The 16,762-nt window shown below is 65.4% G+C and carries 18 protein-coding genes; 5 read left to right on the top strand and 13 right to left on the bottom strand.

From position 1 onward, the window contains the following. Positions 1–28 precede the first annotated feature (28 nt). The gene (locus JOZ06_RS15360; RefSeq protein ID WP_293234062.1) at positions 29–337 is read right to left on the bottom strand and encodes an EthD family reductase; all 309 of its coding nucleotides are present in this window, start codon (positions 335–337) and stop codon (positions 29–31) included. A gap of 177 nt (positions 338–514) precedes the next feature. Further along, positions 515–1,276, bottom strand: a complete 762-nt coding sequence (locus JOZ06_RS15355) for an SDR family oxidoreductase (RefSeq protein ID WP_293233956.1) — start codon at positions 1,274–1,276, stop codon at positions 515–517. A 167-nt stretch (positions 1,277–1,443) separates the two neighbouring features. Between JOZ06_RS15355 and JOZ06_RS15350 the strand changes: the two genes are divergently transcribed. Further along, complete coding sequence (locus JOZ06_RS15350; protein ID WP_293233954.1) at positions 1,444–2,370, top strand: AraC family transcriptional regulator; 927 nt, start codon at positions 1,444–1,446, stop codon at positions 2,368–2,370. Here the strand turns inward: JOZ06_RS15350 and mdcH are convergent. The 10 genes from mdcH to JOZ06_RS15300 all read right to left on the bottom strand — a co-directional run bounded on the left by mdcH (position 2,331) and on the right by JOZ06_RS15300 (position 12,301). Continuing rightward, positions 2,331–3,305: a malonate decarboxylase subunit epsilon gene (gene mdcH / locus JOZ06_RS15345; RefSeq protein WP_293233952.1), complete on the bottom strand. Its 975-nt coding sequence runs from the start codon at positions 3,303–3,305 to the stop codon at positions 2,331–2,333. The genes JOZ06_RS15350 and mdcH overlap by 40 nt on opposite strands. Continuing rightward, complete coding sequence (locus JOZ06_RS15340) at positions 3,302–3,958, bottom strand: malonate decarboxylase holo-ACP synthase (protein WP_293233950.1); 657 nt, start codon at positions 3,956–3,958, stop codon at positions 3,302–3,304. The genes mdcH and JOZ06_RS15340 overlap by 4 nt, the downstream gene beginning before the upstream one ends. A 42-nt stretch (positions 3,959–4,000) precedes the next feature. Then, the gene (locus tag JOZ06_RS15335; RefSeq protein WP_293233948.1) at positions 4,001–4,963 is read right to left on the bottom strand and encodes an AEC family transporter; all 963 of its coding nucleotides are present in this window, start codon (positions 4,961–4,963) and stop codon (positions 4,001–4,003) included. Positions 4,964–4,999: 36 nt separating this feature from the next. Beyond that, positions 5,000–5,824, bottom strand: a complete 825-nt coding sequence (gene mdcE, locus JOZ06_RS15330) for a biotin-independent malonate decarboxylase subunit gamma (RefSeq protein WP_293233946.1) — start codon at positions 5,822–5,824, stop codon at positions 5,000–5,002. Then, positions 5,821–6,681, bottom strand: a complete 861-nt coding sequence (locus JOZ06_RS15325; protein WP_293233944.1) for a biotin-independent malonate decarboxylase subunit beta — start codon at positions 6,679–6,681, stop codon at positions 5,821–5,823. Before JOZ06_RS15325 ends, mdcE begins: the two co-directional genes overlap by 4 nt. Then, complete coding sequence (locus tag JOZ06_RS15320; RefSeq protein ID WP_293233942.1) at positions 6,674–6,973, bottom strand: malonate decarboxylase subunit delta; 300 nt, start codon at positions 6,971–6,973, stop codon at positions 6,674–6,676. The genes JOZ06_RS15325 and JOZ06_RS15320 overlap by 8 nt, the downstream gene beginning before the upstream one ends. Positions 6,974–6,993: 20 nt before the next feature. Then, positions 6,994–7,860: a triphosphoribosyl-dephospho-CoA synthase gene (locus tag JOZ06_RS15315; RefSeq protein ID WP_293233940.1), complete on the bottom strand. Its 867-nt coding sequence runs from the start codon at positions 7,858–7,860 to the stop codon at positions 6,994–6,996. Continuing rightward, positions 7,860–9,521 carry a malonate decarboxylase subunit alpha gene (mdcA, locus tag JOZ06_RS15310; RefSeq protein WP_293233938.1) on the bottom strand — a complete coding sequence of 554 codons (1,662 nt, stop codon included), beginning with the start codon at positions 9,519–9,521 and terminating at the stop codon, positions 7,860–7,862. The genes JOZ06_RS15315 and mdcA overlap by 1 nt, the downstream gene beginning before the upstream one ends. Before the next feature lie 174 nt (positions 9,522–9,695). Continuing rightward, a complete protein-coding gene (locus JOZ06_RS15305; protein ID WP_293233936.1) occupies positions 9,696–10,616 on the bottom strand; it encodes a LysR substrate-binding domain-containing protein in 921 nt (306 codons plus the stop codon). 71 nt (positions 10,617–10,687) lie between these two features. After that, positions 10,688–12,301 carry a methyl-accepting chemotaxis protein gene (locus tag JOZ06_RS15300; protein WP_293233934.1) on the bottom strand — a complete coding sequence of 538 codons (1,614 nt, stop codon included), beginning with the start codon at positions 12,299–12,301 and terminating at the stop codon, positions 10,688–10,690. Between the two features lie 94 nt (positions 12,302–12,395). On the opposite strand from JOZ06_RS15300, the gene JOZ06_RS15295 reads away from it, so the two are divergent. The 3 genes from JOZ06_RS15295 (at position 12,396) to JOZ06_RS15285 (ending at position 14,804) form a co-directional block, all read left to right on the top strand. Continuing rightward, the gene (locus tag JOZ06_RS15295) at positions 12,396–12,620 is read left to right on the top strand and encodes a hypothetical protein (protein ID WP_293233932.1); all 225 of its coding nucleotides are present in this window, start codon (positions 12,396–12,398) and stop codon (positions 12,618–12,620) included. 113 nt (positions 12,621–12,733) lie between these two features. Continuing rightward, positions 12,734–13,657 carry an alpha/beta fold hydrolase gene (locus tag JOZ06_RS15290; protein ID WP_293233930.1) on the top strand — a complete coding sequence of 308 codons (924 nt, stop codon included), beginning with the start codon at positions 12,734–12,736 and terminating at the stop codon, positions 13,655–13,657. Between the two features lie 10 nt (positions 13,658–13,667). Further along, a complete protein-coding gene (locus JOZ06_RS15285; RefSeq protein WP_293233928.1) occupies positions 13,668–14,804 on the top strand; it encodes a prolyl oligopeptidase family serine peptidase in 1,137 nt (378 codons plus the stop codon). Here the strand turns inward: JOZ06_RS15285 and JOZ06_RS15280 are convergent. Then, on the bottom strand, positions 14,801–15,541 hold the full coding sequence (locus JOZ06_RS15280) for an SDR family oxidoreductase (protein ID WP_293233926.1): 741 nt from the start codon (positions 15,539–15,541) through the stop codon (positions 14,801–14,803). The two genes, JOZ06_RS15285 and JOZ06_RS15280, sit on opposite strands and share 4 nt — an antisense overlap. A gap of 96 nt (positions 15,542–15,637) precedes the next feature. Here JOZ06_RS15280 and JOZ06_RS15275 point away from each other — a divergent pair, with 96 nt between their 5' ends. After that, positions 15,638–16,543, top strand: coding sequence for an AraC family transcriptional regulator (locus JOZ06_RS15275; RefSeq protein ID WP_293233924.1), 906 nt, complete (start codon positions 15,638–15,640; stop codon positions 16,541–16,543). Positions 16,544–16,762 lie beyond the last annotated feature (219 nt).

The following is a 16,762-nucleotide window of genomic DNA, read 5'->3' as shown; positions in this document are numbered from 1 at the left end:
CCGGCCCGCGCGGCCGGCTTTTCCTTGCTCACTCGGCGATCACTTCGCTGATCATCGCCAACGGCTGTAAATCGGTGAAGTTGGGAATGTCGGCGAAAATCTCCTTGGCGTGAGCGCCGAAGGTGTTCTCGAACGATTTGATCGATTCAAAATACAGATGGGCAATGACGAGGAAAGGGGGCGGAATGTCCGGCATGATGCCGACCAGACCCTTTTCGATAACGATCCCCTTCAGCGTTGGACCGACGCAGCGCTTAACGAACGGCACATGCGTGCCGAGGTAGTAGGCGAAGTCGAAGCGGGCATGCTCCTTGTAGGGATAGAGCAAGGTGATCATGAACAAGACAGTCTCCTGCGAAGGGATGGCAAACAGGGGCGGACTAGGGGGTGCAGACAGACCCTAAACCTCGCCCCGGATGCGCCCATGCTAGGCGTCCCCGGCCGGCCCCGCGCCTGGGAAACCGGCCAGCCCTTCGGGGCCGCCGCAGCGGTAAATAACTTGTTCAGAGGGTTCCTAGAGCACCATGCCGCCCGACACCTCGATGCGCTGACCGTTGATCCAGCGGTTATCTTCCGATAGGAGCGCGGCGATCATCGGGCCGATATCGTCCGGTACGCCGGCGCGGCCCAACGCGGTCATTTCGGCTACACGGCGGTTGATTTCAGGGTTGTCGCGCACCATGCCGCCGCTGAAATCGGTGGCGATGGCGCCCGGCGCCACGGTGTTGACGGCGATGCCGCGCGGACCCAGCTCTTTGGCCAGATAGCGCGTCAGCACCTCGACCGCGCCCTTCATCGACGCATAGGGCGCGCTTTCGGGAATGGCCAAGCGCGTCAGCCCGCTGGAGATGTTGACGATGCGGCCGCCGTCGTTGATCAGTGGCAGCAGTTTCTGCGTCAAGAAAAACACCCCTTTGAAATGCACGTTATAGAGGGCGTCCAATTCGGCTTCGGTCGTTTGGGCGAAGGGCGCATGATGCGAGATGCCGGCGTTGTTGACCAGATAGTCGATGCGCTCGGCGCCAAGCTGCGCCAACGCCGCTTGCAGCGCGGCCACGAAGGCGTCGAAGACGGCGACGTTGCCGGTGTCGAGCGGAAGCGCCACGGCTTGCCGGCCGAGTTCGGCGACCTGAGCGACCACGCTGTCCGCCTCGGGTTGATGGCGATGAAAGGTAAAGACCGCGTCGACGCCGCGCTGAGCCAGATTCAGCACGGTATTGCGGCCCAGGCCGCGGCTGCCGCCGGTGACGAGGGCGATTCTACGGGGAGAAGACATGCGTGGCTCCTGGTTGGGATGGATGCCGCCAGTCTAGTGTCGGCACGGAGGTGATTGAATGTCGAAATCTGCTCCGTTCTTGCCTAATCCTGTCATGGCACGCCCAGCGGTCGGCGCGAGGACGTACTATGCGGTGCAACCCTAAACAAACCGGAAGAACCCCTGCCATGGCGGATACGCTGATCGAGCTCGTCAAACGCTATACCGACACCCAGCCGGGCGCGAGCCCCTTTCGCACGGCCATGCCCGGTCTAACCCTGTTGCGCGCCGATCAGGAGCGCCATCCGGTGCATCTGATCTACAAGCCGGCGTTGTGTGTGGTGGTGCAGGGCGCCAAGTGGAGCACCTTCGGCGGCCGGCGTTTGGAATATGGCCCGGGGCAAGCGCTGGTGGTGAGCGTGGAGATGCCGGCGTTAAGCCGGGTGGTCAAAGCCAGCCCCACCGAGCCCTATCTGGGCGTGGTGGTCGAATTCGACTTGGCGCTGTTGCGCGAGGTGATGACGTCGCTGGAAACGCCCCCGCCCGGTGGCGGCGACATTGGTCAGGGCGTCTTCGTGAGCGATTTCGGCGGTCCGTTGGCCGATTGCGTGCTGCGCATGGTGCGGCTGTTGGCGACGCCGCATGCCATTGCGATGGTTGCGCCATTGATTCAGCGCGAAATCAGCTACTGGCTGCTGACCGGGCCGCATGGCGGCGACGTGGCCCAACTCGCGCTGGCCAACAACCCCATGAAGCGCGTCCTCGATGCCATCCATACGCTGCGCGGGCAGTTTGCCGAGCCGGTCAGCATCGAGCACCTCGCCAGCGTGGCGCAGATGAGTCCTTCCGCGTTTCACCGCCAATTCAAGGCATTGACCGCGATGACGCCGTTGCAGTATCAAAAGCAGCTGCGCCTTTTGGAAGCGCGCAACCTCATGGTGTCGGGAGCCGTCAACGCCGAGACCGCGGCCTACCGCGTCGGTTACGAGAGCCCGTCACAATTCAGCCGCGAATATGCGCGCCTGTTCGGCGCGCCGCCCAAGCGCGATATCGAACTGTTGAAGGAGGCGCTTCCTCAGTCCGTTCCCCAATCGGTGCCGCGTCCTGGGATGTAGACGCCGTTCAGCGCGATTTCCCGCTGACAGAATTGATGGATCGAGTCGACGCGGGTTTCGTCGAAGGCGACCGAGAGTCCTGCGCAGAATGCCGTTTTGACCAGCCGCGTCAACACGCTGCCGGGCGGCATTTCCACCGCCAGCCGCGCGCCGCGTTCCCAGGCGCTGATCGCGGTGTCGCGCCATCGCACCTGGCGCGCCATATTGTTGACCAGATCGTCGCGCAAGGCCTCGGGTTGCCAGAGGGCGCGCGCGGAACTGGCGCTCAGATAAGCCACGCGCGGCGTTTGCAGCGGGACCTCGGCGAAAGCCCGTGCCAGATCGCGGGCCGAATCCGTCAGCAACGCGCAATGCGATGGCACGCTGACCGCCAGCCGGCGCGCCTTGTGCGCGCCCGCGGCCAGGGCGGCCGTCGCCGCGCGCTGCATATCGGCCTCGCTGCCGGCGATGACCAGTTGGGTTTCGGCGTTGATGTTGGCGAGAAAAACGGCCGCGCCCTCGGCGCGCAAGCCGGCGAGCAACGGCGCCAACGCCGCCTCGCGCAGACCGAGAATGGCGGTCATGCCATACCCCTGCGGATAGGCCTGCTGCATCAATGTGCCGCGCAGCGCCACCAGACGGACCGCGTCGGCAAAGTCCAACGCGCCGGCCACGACGGCCGCCGGATAGGCGCCGATCGACAGCCCGGCCACCAAGTCTGGGCGGCTTCCTAGGGTATCCAGCAGCCGTCCGGCCGCCACGCCGGCCACCAGCAGACAGAGCTGCACGGCGCGCGTCGAGGCGAGCGCGGCGGCGCTGTCGAGCGCCAAAATGTCCTCGCCCAGCGCCTCGCTGGCTTGGCTGAGCGTGTGCGCCACGGCCGGGTGGTCCGGCAGCCGGTGCAGCATGCCGGGCACCTGCGCCCCCTGGCCGGGAAAGGTGAACAGAATGGTCATGAGGCTATCTCCTGATCCGCGGCCGCCTGCCAGGGATCGCCCACCAGCAAGGGGCCGAGGTCGGTCTTCAGCAGGCAGCGGCCGCCGCGCAGCCACTCGGCCAGCGCGACCGCGCCATGAGGGGTTTCCAGCTGGATGTCGATACGGCAGGGCGCGCTTTGCAGCAAGGCGAACTGTTGCTGTGCCTCGGCGCGATCGAGCGGCTGAGGGCAGCGCAGGGTCAGGTCGAGGTCGCTGTCGCGGCGCAAGGCGAGATGGCCGCTGGCGAGCTCGAAACCGGTGGCGCCGGTAATACCCCAGTCCACGCCCCAGTCATCCAGCCACGGGGCGATGGCGATCAGCGCTTGCAGCGGCGGCACGCTGTCTAGCCGGGGGTGGCCGCGCCAGCCGCGGGCGCGCGCCACGTCCTGCGGCGTGACCCGGCGGATGACGCGGTCGAGCCGGACATGGGCAGGATGGCGCTGGCTGCGTTGCGGTCCGCGCAGTCCGACCGGCAATAACCCGCCGACGAGCGGCGCGCGCCGGACGACCAGCGGCAACCCGGCGTGCCAGCACTCTCTCGCCCAGTCCGGCAGCCCGGCCGCGCCCGCATCGAGCGCGGCCGGGCTGTCGCACCAGACCAGATCATGGGCGTGGGGACGATCCTTTCGCATGTCGATATCCATCCGTTGGCGGCAGGTTTCGTCTTGCTCGGATTAGGCCATGCCGGCGGTCAGCATGATGAATAGCGGCACGCTCAGGATACATAGCACCGAACTCAACAGCAGCGTGCCCTCGGCATCGGGCGACTGCACACCGAAGCGGTTGCCGAACACTACGCCGAAGAAGCCCGCCGACAGCGCGATCAGCACCACGCCGGCTCGCGCCACGTCGCCATGAATACCAAAGGCGAGAATGATGCCCCAGGCGATGAACGGCTGAATCAGGTTCTTGGTGACGAGGCCGAGCAATACCGGCATGTTGATCTTCAGCTGGCGCGCCGACAGGATGACGCCGGTCAGGAACAGCGCGGCGGCCGTGGCGGACAGACCGAGCGGCTTGATGGCGCCCAGTACGATGGCCGGCATGGTGACGCCCAACGCGGACAGAATGACGCCCAACAGCGGACCGGCGACGATCGGCTTTTTCAGCGAGCGGCCCATCAACACCGGCAACATCGCCAGCATCGATTGGCGTTCGCCGCCTTCGGCCGCGGCCTTGCCGGCTTCGAGGGTCATCAGGCAGAACGGGGTCATCAAGACCGAACCGCAGGCGATGGCTACCGCCACGTTCAACGAGGTCGCGGGGCCCTCGCCGAAAATGCTGTTGAGGATCGGCAGCCCCAGCGCGGCGTAATTCGGCAGCGCCACGGTCAACGTGAGCACGGCCGAGTCTTGCGCCGATTTCTTGAAGACGCGGGTATTGACGAAGTAGAACACGGCGTAGGCGATCCACATCGACAACGTCAAGATGATGATCAGCGGGCTTTCCTTGACGATGCCGGCCCACGGCGTCTTGACCGTGGCGGTGAATAGGGCTGCGGGCAGAGCGAAGTCCATCACGAAAATGTTCAGCAGCGAGACGTTGCGATTGTCTACGAGCTTGATTTTGCCAGCCATGTACCCAAGCAGCATGATGAAGAACACCGGCGCCAGGGCGTTGATGATGACGAGTGTCATTGTTGTCTCCGTTTTAGTCAGTGTATTCGAATCGGTTTAGCCGCCGGCAACATCCCACTCGGCGCGCAGTCGGTTGCGCACTTCGAGCGAGGCCCGGCGGTTGCCGTTGTTGAGCCGGCCGGACAAGTCGCGAGGCCCCTTGCGGATGTCGGCCAGCGCTTGCTCCAGCGTCTTGGTCACCTGTGCGGTGTCGGCCGCGCCGGGCGCGTCGGGCGACGCGACTTGCTGCAACGTCCACAACAGACCGAGCGTGGCGTAGTTGCCGATGTCGTAAGCCATCGGCGGCACCGTGGCGGCGAACTTTTCCAGCTCCTCGACCGTGCGCAGCGTGATGCGGGCGGCCGAGGCCTTGCCCATGGCGTGCACCATGACGCTGCCGTCGTCGAGCGCGATCAGGCGGTTGGCCTGATAACCGTGGGCGAGAAAGCCGCCGGACATCGCCTTGCCGACGATCAGCCCGATGACAGGGTGCCCGGCCAGGCGGGCCTTGGCATAAGCGCCGGCGGCGCCGGCCAGTGCCTGGTGAATGCCGAAAGCCTCCTCACGCCGGCCGTAGGCTTGGCTCGGCACGTCGATGACGGCGACGATCGGGCGCTTTTGCGCGGCGTTGCGGTCGGCCTCGACGACTTCATCGACCGCGCGGGCGATCGTCCAGCCTTCGACCAAGCCAACTTCGCCGTTGTGCACGCGCGGAAAACGGTGGTTCTCATCGCGCACCACGGCGATAAAGCGGGCGGATTCGCCCGCGAGCGCCGCGTCGATGACCGTGACCGATGCCGGGTAGCCGCCGGCCGGCTGCGCGCCGCCGGTGAGGGCGGCGATCCACAATGCGCCGCGTGTCGGTTGAGAGGACGTACTCATGCTTGTTCTCCTTTCGTGAACAGGGCGCGCACCATGGCGCTATCGGCTTGGCGGCTGATGTCGACGCGGGCCAGCCGCGCGAGGAAGTCGCCGTGGCGGTCGCTGCGGTGGCGCGCGGGCACGCCGCGGGCAAACAGCGCGCCGAGCTGTGTCTGGACGTCGGCCACGTCGTCGGCGATGAATGCGTCGGCAAAGCCGGTCTCATAGCGTTGCTCGCCGCCGGTAAAGCCCCAGATGAGCGGGCGGTCGCGCGAGTCGTACTCCTCGACGCCGGCTTCCTGTTCGATCACCTGTGGCCCGTTCAGACCCAGGCGCGCTTCGCGCGTCACCATCAGATAGCTGCACAGTCCGGCGGCGATCGACATGCCGCCAAAGCAGCCGACCGTGCCGGCGACGATGCCGACCACCGGTGCGTATTGGCGCAGATCGACGATGGCCGAGTGGATTTCGGCGATGGCCGCGAGGCCGAGGTTGGCTTCCTGCAGCCGGACGCCGCCGGTTTCGAACAGAATGACGGCTTGGGTGAGGCGGCCCTGGCGGCAGTCCTCGGCCGCCAGCTCCAACGCGCCGGCGATCTTGGCGCCGGCGACTTCGCCGAGGCTCCCGCCCTGGAACGATCCCTCGATGGCGGCGACAACCGTCGCCTTGCCGTCGAGCGTGCCCTTGGCGATCACCACGCCGTCGTCGGCTTGCGGCACGATGCCTTGCGCAGTCAGCCACGGCGAAGTCATGCGCGCGAACGGACCGATCAGTTCGCGGAAGCTGCCGGCGTCGAGCAGGGCGCGGGCGCGGGCGCGGGCGGAGAGTTCGATGAAGCTTTGCCGCGCCAAAATGGCGTCTTGTCTGTTGTCATGCATGACCGATCTCCTCCAGCGCTTGCGCGATGCGCATTTGCACGACCCCCGGCGTGGCGCCGAAGTCGTTGATTTCCAGCTTGACGGCCGGCAGACGGCCTGCGGCGAATAGGCGAGCCAGCTGCGCGGTCCATACCGGGCCGCTGCCGTCCACCGAGGTGCGGATGTCGATCACGGTCTTGCCGGACTCGCCCGGTTCGGCCAGCACTTCCAGATCGCCCGAGCCGACCACGCCCACGTGCGTGGCGCGCGCGGCCGGCTGTTGCGCCGGGTATTCGAGATGAATCTTTTCCATAGCGGTTTCTTTCCGAAGAATTAATCCGAACTGTCGCTGACGAGCCGGTCGAGCAAGAGCGTGGCGGCTAGCAAGTCCGCCGCGCCGCCCGGGGAGGCTCGCAGTTCGAGCATCTTTTGATCCAGTTGCATGAGCGCGCGGCGTCCCGGCAGGGTGTCGACGCCGCCTGCGTTCAGCACACGGCAGGCGCCCTGACGCATTGATTCCAGCGCCGGCAGGCCGCCGCGCGAGAGCACGCAGGTATCGACCAGGCGCGTCATCATCGCCAGCAGCGCGTTGAGGCGGGCGGCGGTCTCGTTGCAGCCGCGACGGCGCGAGGCGAGCAGCGTGGGCAACCCGAGCGTGAGCACGTGCGGGAAGCCGTCTTGCGCTTCGCCGCGCGCGCCGCGAATGCCATAGGCCTTGCAGACGTCGTCGCCCTTGCGCCGTTCTGGCGGGATGCCCCGGTCGGGCAGGCGCGCCAGCGCGGCGGCGCGTGCCGCCACGGCGTCGGGCCGCCAGTCGCCGGGCTGCATGGCGGCGGCGGCCACCAACAGGCCCAACGCCCAGATGGCGCCGCGGTGCGTATTCACCCCTTGGGTGACGTGCATCATCGCGGCCTCGCCGTCGCGGCCGATCGCGCCAAGCGCCTCGCGCAGCCCGATGCCGGGCGCGCGGTATTGCGCCTCGAGCGCCATGGCCAGGAAGGTCGGCCCGAGCGTCGCCGCCGAGCGTCGCATCAGCGCCAGCGTCAGGTCGCTGTGCGCGCCCGATCCGCGGCTGTCGACGAGCCCCGGCTTCGGCGACAGCTCGGCTTCGTCGACAAGCGCCGCCACGGCATGCGCCGCGAGACGGTCGGCGAGCGGGTCGACGGCGGTGCGAACGGCCGAACGCAGTGCGCTATGCATTACCAGCTCCTAAAGCGGGGCGGCGGGTTGTAGAGCCCATCGGACCACTCGACCAAGTCGGCAACGCTGCGCGCGGCCAGCAGCGAACGGGTGGCGTCGGTGCGGCGGATGCCCAGGTCTTCCGGTGTGGCGATCAAGCCCTGTTTGCGCATGGACTCGGTCAATGCCTCGTCGCGGCGCATGCCGATCGGCGTCACGCCCGCCACCGCGGCCAACATGGCGCGGCGTTCGTCCAGCGAGCGCGCCTTGTACAGATAGGCGATGCCTTCCTCGCTCAATACGTGGGTGACGTCGTCGCCATAGATCATGACCGGCGCCAGCGGCATGCCGCTGTCTTTGGCGACTTGAACGGCGTCGAGCGTTTCGACGAAGGTGGGTTTGCCGCCGGCCTGGAAGGTCTCGACCATCTGCACCACCAGTTTTTTGCCGCGTTCGAGCGGGCTGTCGGTTTGCAGCATGTCGAGCCAGGCGGGGGTGGCATGGCGGCGGCCGCGCGGGTCGTGGCCCATGTTCGGCGCGCCGCCGAAGCCGGCCAGCCGTCCGCGGGTCACGGTCGACGAGTGGCCGTCACCGTCGATCTGCAGTGTCGAGCCGATGAACATGTCCACGGCGTATTGGCCCGCAAGCTGACAGAAGGCGCGGTTCGAGCGCATCGAACCGTCCGGGCCGTTGAAGAACACGTCCGGGCGCGCGGCGATGTAGTTTTCCATCCCCATTTCGCCGCCGAAGCTGTGCACGCTTTCCACCCAGCCCGATTCGATGGCCGGAATCAGCGTCGGATGCGGATTGAGCGCCCAGTGCTTGCAGATCTTGCCCTTGAGGCCGAGCGAGGCGGCATAGGTCGGCAGCAGCAGTTCGATGGCCGCGGTATTGAAGCCGATGCCATGATTGAGCGATTGCACCTGGTGGCGTTCGTAAATGCCGCGAATGGCCATCATGCCCATCAACACGTGCACCGGCTTGATCAGGCGCGGGTCGCGCGTGAACAGCGGTTCCATGAAGAACGGCCGGTCGGCTTGGACGATGTAATCGACCCAGGAGCCGGGGATGTCGACGCGCGGCAGATCTTTCGGGTCGTCGACGATTTCGTTGACCTGGGCGATGACGATGCCGTCGCGGAAGGCGGTCGCCTCGACGATGGCCGGCGTGTCTTCGGTGCTCGGTCCGGTATAGAGATTGCCGTCGCGATCGGCCTTGAAGCCGGCGACCAGCGCGATGTTGGGCGTCAGGTCGACGAACATGCGCGCGTAGAGTTCGATGTAGGTATGAATGGCGCCGATTTCGAGGCGGCCGTCTTCCAACAATTGCGCGATACGCAGACTCTGCGGTCCGGCGAAGGAGAAATCCAGCTTGCGGGCGATGCCGCGCTCGAATAGATCGAGGTGCTCGGAGCGGCCGACGCTGGGCATGATCATGTGCAGGTTGTTCACCTTGCCCGGATCGACTTGCGCCAGCGTGCGCGATAGAAAATCGGCCTGCTTTTGGTTGTTGCCTTCCAAGGCGACGCGATCGCCCGAGGCGATCAGGGTTTCCAGCGCCGAGCGCAGCTTGTCGGTCGGCAGCACGCAGCCGTCCGCCAGTGAGCCCAGCAGCGCCTTGCGGCGTGCTTTCTCGCTACGCCGCCTGGCCCATGGATTGGGCTGGTCTTGATGTACTTGCATGTTCACTCCACTGAGATGATGGAACGCGTTCGTACATTAGGGAGTGGCGATATGCTTATCAATTAACTGGCAGGGTCGATTGTTAGCATCAGGGTAAGTGAGCGCAATGAAATGGCTTCGGCGCATCGCCCAAGGCCATGCGCCGAAGCTTTTCCGACAGGAGGAACGGAGGGGTCAGCCGGCTTTGTGCCTGCTGTGGCCGACCATGCGGGTTTCCGCGGCCAACGCCAAAATGTTGGGGTCGCGCTCGCGGGTGCGCAGGAACAGCAGACCGAGGTTCTGCTGCATTTGATACTCGGGCTTGAGCGGGGTGAAGCACACTTTGTCGGCGAAGAAGTCCTTCACCCGCCCCGGCAGCAGCGCATGCCCGACGCCGCCGCTGACCAGCGAGGTGAGCGAGAAGATGTCGTTGACCTGTAAGGCCACCTGGGGGGTGAAGCCGGCGACCTCGCAGGCCGCCTTGAAGCCCTGACAGGTGGCGAAGCCGTCTGATAAGGAAACGAATTTTTCGTGCTGATAATCGCGCAGATCGGCCGGGCCGGGCCGCGGGTGGCGGAAGTCGGGCGGGGAGGCCAGATAGATGTCGTCACGGAACATCGGCACCACCTCCATGCCCGGATAATGAAGGTCTTCCGCCAAGGACAGCATGGCGGCGTCGATCTGCAGATTGTTGAGACGAAACAGCAATTCGGCGTTCGAGCCCATGATCAGCTCGACGGAGACCTCGGGCCGGCGTGTTTTCATGCCCATGATCAGCCGCGGCATGACGTCGATCGACAACGAGAACAGCGTGCCGACACGTAGACGTTGCGCGGCGTGTCCCGACAAGGCCTGCGCGTCGTGTACCGCGCGCTCCAAATCGGAGAGCAGGATGGTTGAGCGTTGCGCCAGCAATTCGGCGCTGGGCAGCGGCTTGAGCGTGCGTCCCTCATGCCGAAACAGCGGGCAGCGCATCGCATTTTCCAGCGAATGCAGCGCGCGGTGCACGCTGACCGTGCTCAATTGCAGCGCATCCGCCGTGCGCGGCAAGTTGCCCTGTTCGAGAAACGCCACCAGGACTTCTAGCTTGCGCAGGGTGATTTCTTCATCGATCAAACGGGTTCTCCCTGTGATGCCATACCCTACATCGTATCGTAGCGCGCATCCGTTGCCGGCAATACACGTCCTCAGTCTATCTTGAATTTCGACACCAGTACGCCAAGGCTAGCCGACAATTGCGCCAGCGCGCGCACGCTATCGTGCGTGGCCTGGGCGGACCGCGCAGCCTCCTCGACCTGATGCGATATTTGCTCGACGTTGCTGGCCAGGCTCGCATTGGCCGTGCTTTGCTCGGCGGTGGAGTGCGCGACTTCACGTGTTTGCGCGAGCGCCGTCGCCGCGCCTTCGCTGATGCGCTGCAGGCTCTCGGCAGCGCGCTGCGCCTTGTCGACACTCGTGTCGACCTGTGGCGCGATGTCATGCATGCGGCTGACGACCTCGTGCGTATCGGTTTGGATGACGCGGATCATTTGATTGATCTGGTCGGTGGCGCCCGCCGTGCGCTCGGCCAGTTTGCGCACTTCGTCGGCGACGACGGCGAACCCGCGTCCTTGCTCGCCGGCCCGCGCCGCCTCGATAGCGGCGTTGAGCGCCAGCAGATTGGTCTGATCGGCGATTTCCTTGATGACGTTGGCAATGCCGCCGATCTCGTCGGTGCGCGATGCCAGCGCGCCAATACGCGTGCCGGCATCGCCAATCTCGCTGGCCGTGTGCCGCATTTCCGCCGCGACCGCCAAGACCAGCCGCATGCCTTCGTCGGAGAGTTGGCTGGCCTCTGCCGCGTTGCGCTCGGTTTCCTCCGCATGATCGGCGATTTGTCGGATGCTGACGGACATCTGTTCGATGGCTGCGGCGGTCGAGGCGGTCGCCTCGGCCGTGTGATTGGCCGAGTCCGAGATATGTGCCATCTGCCGCGTGATGTCGTTCGCCGCGCGTTGCAGGGTGGCGGAATCTTGGCCGATGTCGCCCACCATGGTGCGCAGACCGTGCTGCATGGTGGCCATGGAATGCAGCAGGCTGTCCGGCGCGCCGCCCGCCGTCAAGGTGACATTGAGCTCGCCCCGGGCGATGGCCGCCGCGGCGAGCGCCGCCTCGTCCGGCTCGCCGCCGAGGCGGCGGTAAATGCGCCGGGCTTGCAACATCGACAGGGCGATGACTATCAGCAGAATGAGGGCGCCAATGGCGACGAATTGCAACGCCTGATGCCAGAACAGACGCGAAATGTCATCGATATACGCGCCGTAGCCGACGATCCAGTCCCAGTCGGCGATGTGGCGCACCCCGTTGATCTTGGGCACGAAGTTATCCTCGCCGGGCTTTTTGACCTGCAGCTCGACGAAACCGCTGTCACTGTGCGCGAGCGCGTCGAGATAGCCTTGCATGCCGGTTCGGCCGTCGCCCATCTTGCCGGCGTCGTCGATTCGGCCCTCTTTGCGCTTGTCGGCGTGCAACAGCACAAAACCGTCCATGCGCCGCACGAACAGATAGTCTTCGCCATCGCGCAACGCACGCAGCGCCTCGATCGCCTGTGCCTGTGCCTGCTCCCGGTTGAGACGGCCGGAACGCTCCAGCGCTTGATAATGGGCAATGTCCTGAGTGGCGAGGCGCAGCAGGGTGTCGATGCCCGCCTTGCGTTCGTTGACCATCGACTGGTCGAGGGTGTTTAGCGCGAAGCATGCGATAAGCACCAACCCGAGCAGGGCCGACGCGACGATGATGGCAAGTCGTGTTGAGAGTTTCATGACGTTTGATTGACTGGGAACCGCCAGAAATTAGCCGCCGTCATGAATGTAGATCAATAACGCTGAGCGATGGATCGTTACTTTCTGGCTAATGATGGCGCAGGAGACTGTCCCGCTGATCATCGTCGGCCATACGTTCGGCGTGCTGCAGAATCACCGCAACGTGGCCGGGCTGTACGTTCTTGCCACCGGCGCCGGCTGGCATGACAGGGTGCCTAAGCGCTGGAAAGGCCGTTCGCCAGGGGAAATGCCGGGCTTGGGCGAGGACTTGTCCAGCCGCTTCAAAACAGCGGGGCAACCGGATGGGGCGGGTTCCTAGGAGAGCACATTGCCTGCGGCGAAAGCACGCTACAATGGGGCGTAGGATGCGTTTGCGTAGCAACGCGCCATAAAATCCATGGTTTACAATCGGTTTGCAAACAGATCCTAAGCATGCCTCTTCCACCCATCCTCCCTTTGCCGGCTAAGGGATATGAGTCGGCGATCGAACTCGCCACCGCCACCGGCCTATTGCGCGGCACGCTGATGTCACCGCCGTCGGGACTCTGTGCGCAGGTGGTGTTGATCATCGCCGGCTCCGGCCCGACCGATCGCGACGGCAACAATCCTTTGCTGCCCGGCAATAACGACTGCCTGAAAATGCTGGCCAATGAATTGGCCATCGCCGGCATCGCCTCGGTCCGTTACGACAAGCGCGGTGTTGGCGGCAGCGTGCGCGTCGACGAGGCGGCGCTGACCTTTGACGATTTCGTGCAAGACGCCGCCGACTGGCTGGCGTTGCTGCGGCGGGAGGGTCGTTTTGATCAAGTGATCGTGGCGGGGCACAGCGAAGGGTCGCTGATCGGCATGCTGGCCGCCGAGCGCGCCGCCGCCGACGGCTTGGTGTCGATCGCCGGTTTGGCCGAGCGTGCTTCAAACGTGTTGCGCTGGCAATTGGCGGGCAAGCTGCCGGCGGCGCTGGCGCGACGCAATGTGGCCATTTTGCAGGCGCTGGAGCGAGGCGAACGGGTGGACGACGTGCCGCCCGGATTGATGGCGCTCTACCGTCCGTCGGTTCAGCCTTATCTGATCTCGTGGTTCAAACGGGTGCCCGCCGAGGTGTTCGCTCGGCTTGCGATGCCGTGCCTGGTGCTGCAAGGCGACGCCGATCTGCAGGTGGGGTGCGACCAGGCCATGGCGCTGCGGGCCGCCAACCCTGCGGCGGATTGGGCGGTGATCGAAGGCATGAACCATGTGCTCAAGATCGTCGCAGATGACCCGCAAAGTAATTTCGCCGCCTATGGCGACCCGAATCTGCCTATCGCCCCTGGCTTGGTCGAGGCGTTGCTGCGCTACCTGAATGCATTATCTCGTTGAAGGATTGCGCATGTTCTCGCTGCGTTTTCGTTTGGTGGTCACGGTATTGATGGGTGTGTTGTTGGCGCAGGGAATGCCTGTTGCGGCGGCAGCCATGCGCGACGAAGTCTTTCAGGTCGAGAAGTCCCACACCCTGTTCACGGTTCAACTTAGCGTGCGGCTGTTCGCGCCACTGGGGCCGGGGCCGTTTCCGCTGATTGTGATCAACCACGGCAAGGCGCCCGGCAAGGCGTTTATGCAGCAGGACCGCGCCTTTTATTTTCAGGCGCGCGAGTTCGTCAAGCGCGGCTATGCCGTGCTGGTGCCGACGCGCGAGGGCTTCGGCTCCTCGGGCGGACACTTTCAAGAGCAAGCCTGTAACGCGGCGCACACCGGCGAGCTGCAAGCCGACGATATCGAGCTATCGATCAATTACGCCAAGACGCTGCCCTACGTCGACGGCAGCCGGATCGTGGTGATCGGCCAATCGGTCGGCGGCTTGGCGACGATGGCGCTGGGCGAGCGCAACCTGCCGGGCGTGCTCGGTCTGATCGATATGGCGGGCGGCATCCGCTACGATTCGTGCGCCGGCTGGCGTCAAGGCGATATCGATGCCTTTGCGCAATACGGCGCCCAATCCCGGGCGCCGGCGCTGATGATCTATGGTGACAACGATACTTACTGGGGGCCGGGGCCGGAGATGCCCAAAGCGTTGTCAACGGCCTATCGGCAAGCCGGTGGGCGGGCGACTTTCGTCGACGTCGGCGTTTTCAAGCAGGATTCGCATAACACCTTCTCCGATCCGGACGGCATGGCGTTGTGGGCGCCGGCGGTCAAGGATTTCCTCGCCGCGCTCAATTTGCCGTTCGACGAGCGCTATTCGCTGCGCAATCCGCAGCCCGACGGCGTGGATGTGGAAGACATCGACGCCGTGCCGACGTCTTCCCGCGCGTGCAAGCAGCTCTATGCCAACCATTTTCTCGGCGCCGACCCCAAAACGCACCGGGCGTTTGCGTTGTCTGACGACGGCCATTGCGGCTACGCTACCGGCGAGGATAGCGCGCAACGGGCGTTGGGCTTCTGCGCGCAGCATGGAGCGCAGGGGTGCGCCTTGTACGCGCAGGACGAGAAAGTGGTCTCGTCCCAGGCGCAAAGCGGCGCGAATTAATCCTGCGTCCACTCGATGGCATCGGCGCCGGCGGCGATGCGCATCGGCGTCGACGGGTCGGTGGCCGCGCGCCATACCGCTTCGGCCACGTCTTGCGGGTGGGTGAGCAAGGTCGATTGCTGCCATTCGGCGAAGATGTGCTGCGCCAGATCGGCGTACGGCTCGGGAATGCCGGCCGTCATGCGCGCGCGGGCGTTCTCGCCGAAGCGGGTCTCGGGCGCGCGGCCCGGCAGCACCAGCCGCACGCGCACCTGGTAGGGCGCGAGCTCCAGCGCCAGCGACTCGGTGAACGCGTTCACCGCCGCCTTGCTCGCCGTATACACCGATAGCAGCGGCAACGAGCGCAATGTCACGCTGGAGGTGACATTGACGATCACGCCGCTTTGGCGTTGGCGAAACTGCGGCAGCAGCGCCTGGGTAACGGCGATGGTGCCGAGGGTATTGGTTTCGAACACCTCTCGCGCCGTGTCCATCGAGATGCCCTCAAGCGCGTTCAATACGCCGATGCCGGCGTTGTTGACCAGCACGTCGATGGGGCCGGCCTCCGCCACCGCCTGACGGATGCTTTGCGGATCGGTGACGTCGAGCGCCAACACGCGCAAACGTTCCGAGGGCGGCAGCAGGTCGGTGCGCGGCGAGCGCATGGTGGCGATGACTCGCCAATCGCGTTCGTGGAAGTGGCGCGCAATCTCCAGGCCGAAGCCGGACGAGCAACCGGTGATCAAAATGGTCTTCATGAGGATTCCTTGGTGTGGTTTGCCGTGCTTGAACGATAGCGCGCAGAGGTCGGACCTTCTACAATAAATAGTCCGATTTTTATCTGTGAGAGTCCGATGATGGTCGATCCGTTGGCCGAGGTGGTGACGCTGCTGCAGCCGGGGGCCTCGTTCTCCAAGGTGGTGAGCGGCGCCGGTTCGTGGCGCGTGCGGCGCACCGAGGCGGGGCGGCCGTTCTATTGCGTGATTTTGTCGGGGGCGACGCGTTTGGCCGCGGATGGGCATGCGCCGATCGTCCTGCAGGCGGGCGATTTCGTGCTGATTCCGGCGGTATACGACTTCACCATGTCCAGTCTGGACTCTGGTCCGTCGGATCGGCTCGACGCGCCCCCGGTCGCGTTGGGCAATGGCGAATTCCGTGTCGGCCGGCAGGACGGCGCGCCCGATGTGCAGCTATTGGTCGGACACTGTGTGTTCGGTTCGCCCGACGCGGCCTTGCTGGTGTCGCTGTTGCCGCGGCTCATCCATGTTCGCGGCGAGCAACGGCTGGCGACGCTGGTGTCACTTGTCGGCGATGAATCGCGCGCCGCGCGGCCGGCGCGGGACGTGGTATTGGCCCGTTTGCTCGAAGTGCTGATGATCGAGGCGCTGCGCGCCGCGGCGGAGACGCAGGCGACGCCAGGGCTCGTGCGCGGGCTGGCGGACAGCCGTTTGGCTGTCGCGATCCGGGCGATGCATGAAAGCCCGGCGCGGCCATGGACGGTGGCGCAGCTGGCGCGGCAAGCCGCGCTGTCGCGCTCGGTGTTTTTCGAACGTTTCAGCCGCGCCGTGGGCGTGGCGCCGATGGCGTATCTGCTTGCTTGGCGCATGGCGCTGGCCAAGGATCTGCTCGGGCGCGGCGCGCTGGCCGTGGCCGAGGTGGCCGAGCGGGTCGGCTACAGTTCGGCCAGCGCGTTCAGCGTGGCCTTTGCCCGCCATGTCGGCATGCCGCCGATGCGCTATGCGCGCGAGCAAGGGGGTTAGGGACCCTCTGAACAAGTTATTTGCCGCTGCGGCGGCCCCTGGCGGGATGGGATGCGCGGCGCGGGGCGCAGTGGATGGTCATTCCATCCACAAGCCGCGCAACAAAGCAGACCGACCGCCAGGTGTCGCCCCGAAGGGTTTGGCCAACAAACGGCCGCCTGACGGCGTTGCGCTCCTTGGCATCGCAGAATAACTGCGACCTGCGTCGCGCGCCTTGCA

It is taken from the genome of Paludibacterium sp. (assembly GCF_019232825.1).
Classification (GTDB): Bacteria; Pseudomonadota; Gammaproteobacteria; order Burkholderiales; family Chromobacteriaceae; genus Paludibacterium.
The sequence above is the reverse complement of the archived record's forward strand: the minus strand, read 5'-3'. Positions and strand labels throughout refer to the sequence as shown.

Excerpts from the sequence above, each read along its gene's own strand:
- JOZ06_RS15360 (WP_293234062.1), bottom strand. The coding sequence starts at position 337 with ATGATCACCTTGCTCTATCCCTACAAGGAGCATGCCCGCTTCGACTTC.
- JOZ06_RS15355 (WP_293233956.1), bottom strand. The coding sequence starts at position 1,276 with ATGTCTTCTCCCCGTAGAATCGCCCTCGTCACCGGCGGCAGCCGCGGC.
- JOZ06_RS15350 (WP_293233954.1), top strand. The coding sequence starts at position 1,444 with ATGGCGGATACGCTGATCGAGCTCGTCAAACGCTATACCGACACCCAG.
- mdcH (WP_293233952.1), bottom strand. The coding sequence starts at position 3,305 with ATGACCATTCTGTTCACCTTTCCCGGCCAGGGGGCGCAGGTGCCCGGC.
- JOZ06_RS15340 (WP_293233950.1), bottom strand. The coding sequence starts at position 3,958 with ATGCGAAAGGATCGTCCCCACGCCCATGATCTGGTCTGGTGCGACAGC.
- JOZ06_RS15335 (WP_293233948.1), bottom strand. The coding sequence starts at position 4,963 with ATGACACTCGTCATCATCAACGCCCTGGCGCCGGTGTTCTTCATCATG.
- mdcE (WP_293233946.1), bottom strand. The coding sequence starts at position 5,824 with ATGAGTACGTCCTCTCAACCGACACGCGGCGCATTGTGGATCGCCGCC.
- JOZ06_RS15325 (WP_293233944.1), bottom strand. The coding sequence starts at position 6,681 with ATGCATGACAACAGACAAGACGCCATTTTGGCGCGGCAAAGCTTCATC.
- JOZ06_RS15320 (WP_293233942.1), bottom strand. The coding sequence starts at position 6,973 with ATGGAAAAGATTCATCTCGAATACCCGGCGCAACAGCCGGCCGCGCGC.
- JOZ06_RS15315 (WP_293233940.1), bottom strand. The coding sequence starts at position 7,860 with ATGCATAGCGCACTGCGTTCGGCCGTTCGCACCGCCGTCGACCCGCTC.
- mdcA (WP_293233938.1), bottom strand. The coding sequence starts at position 9,521 with ATGCAAGTACATCAAGACCAGCCCAATCCATGGGCCAGGCGGCGTAGC.
- JOZ06_RS15300 (WP_293233934.1), bottom strand. The coding sequence starts at position 12,301 with ATGAAACTCTCAACACGACTTGCCATCATCGTCGCGTCGGCCCTGCTC.
- JOZ06_RS15295 (WP_293233932.1), top strand. The coding sequence starts at position 12,396 with ATGGCGCAGGAGACTGTCCCGCTGATCATCGTCGGCCATACGTTCGGC.
- JOZ06_RS15290 (WP_293233930.1), top strand. The coding sequence starts at position 12,734 with ATGCCTCTTCCACCCATCCTCCCTTTGCCGGCTAAGGGATATGAGTCG.
- JOZ06_RS15285 (WP_293233928.1), top strand. The coding sequence starts at position 13,668 with ATGTTCTCGCTGCGTTTTCGTTTGGTGGTCACGGTATTGATGGGTGTG.
- JOZ06_RS15280 (WP_293233926.1), bottom strand. The coding sequence starts at position 15,541 with ATGAAGACCATTTTGATCACCGGTTGCTCGTCCGGCTTCGGCCTGGAG.
- JOZ06_RS15275 (WP_293233924.1), top strand. The coding sequence starts at position 15,638 with ATGATGGTCGATCCGTTGGCCGAGGTGGTGACGCTGCTGCAGCCGGGG.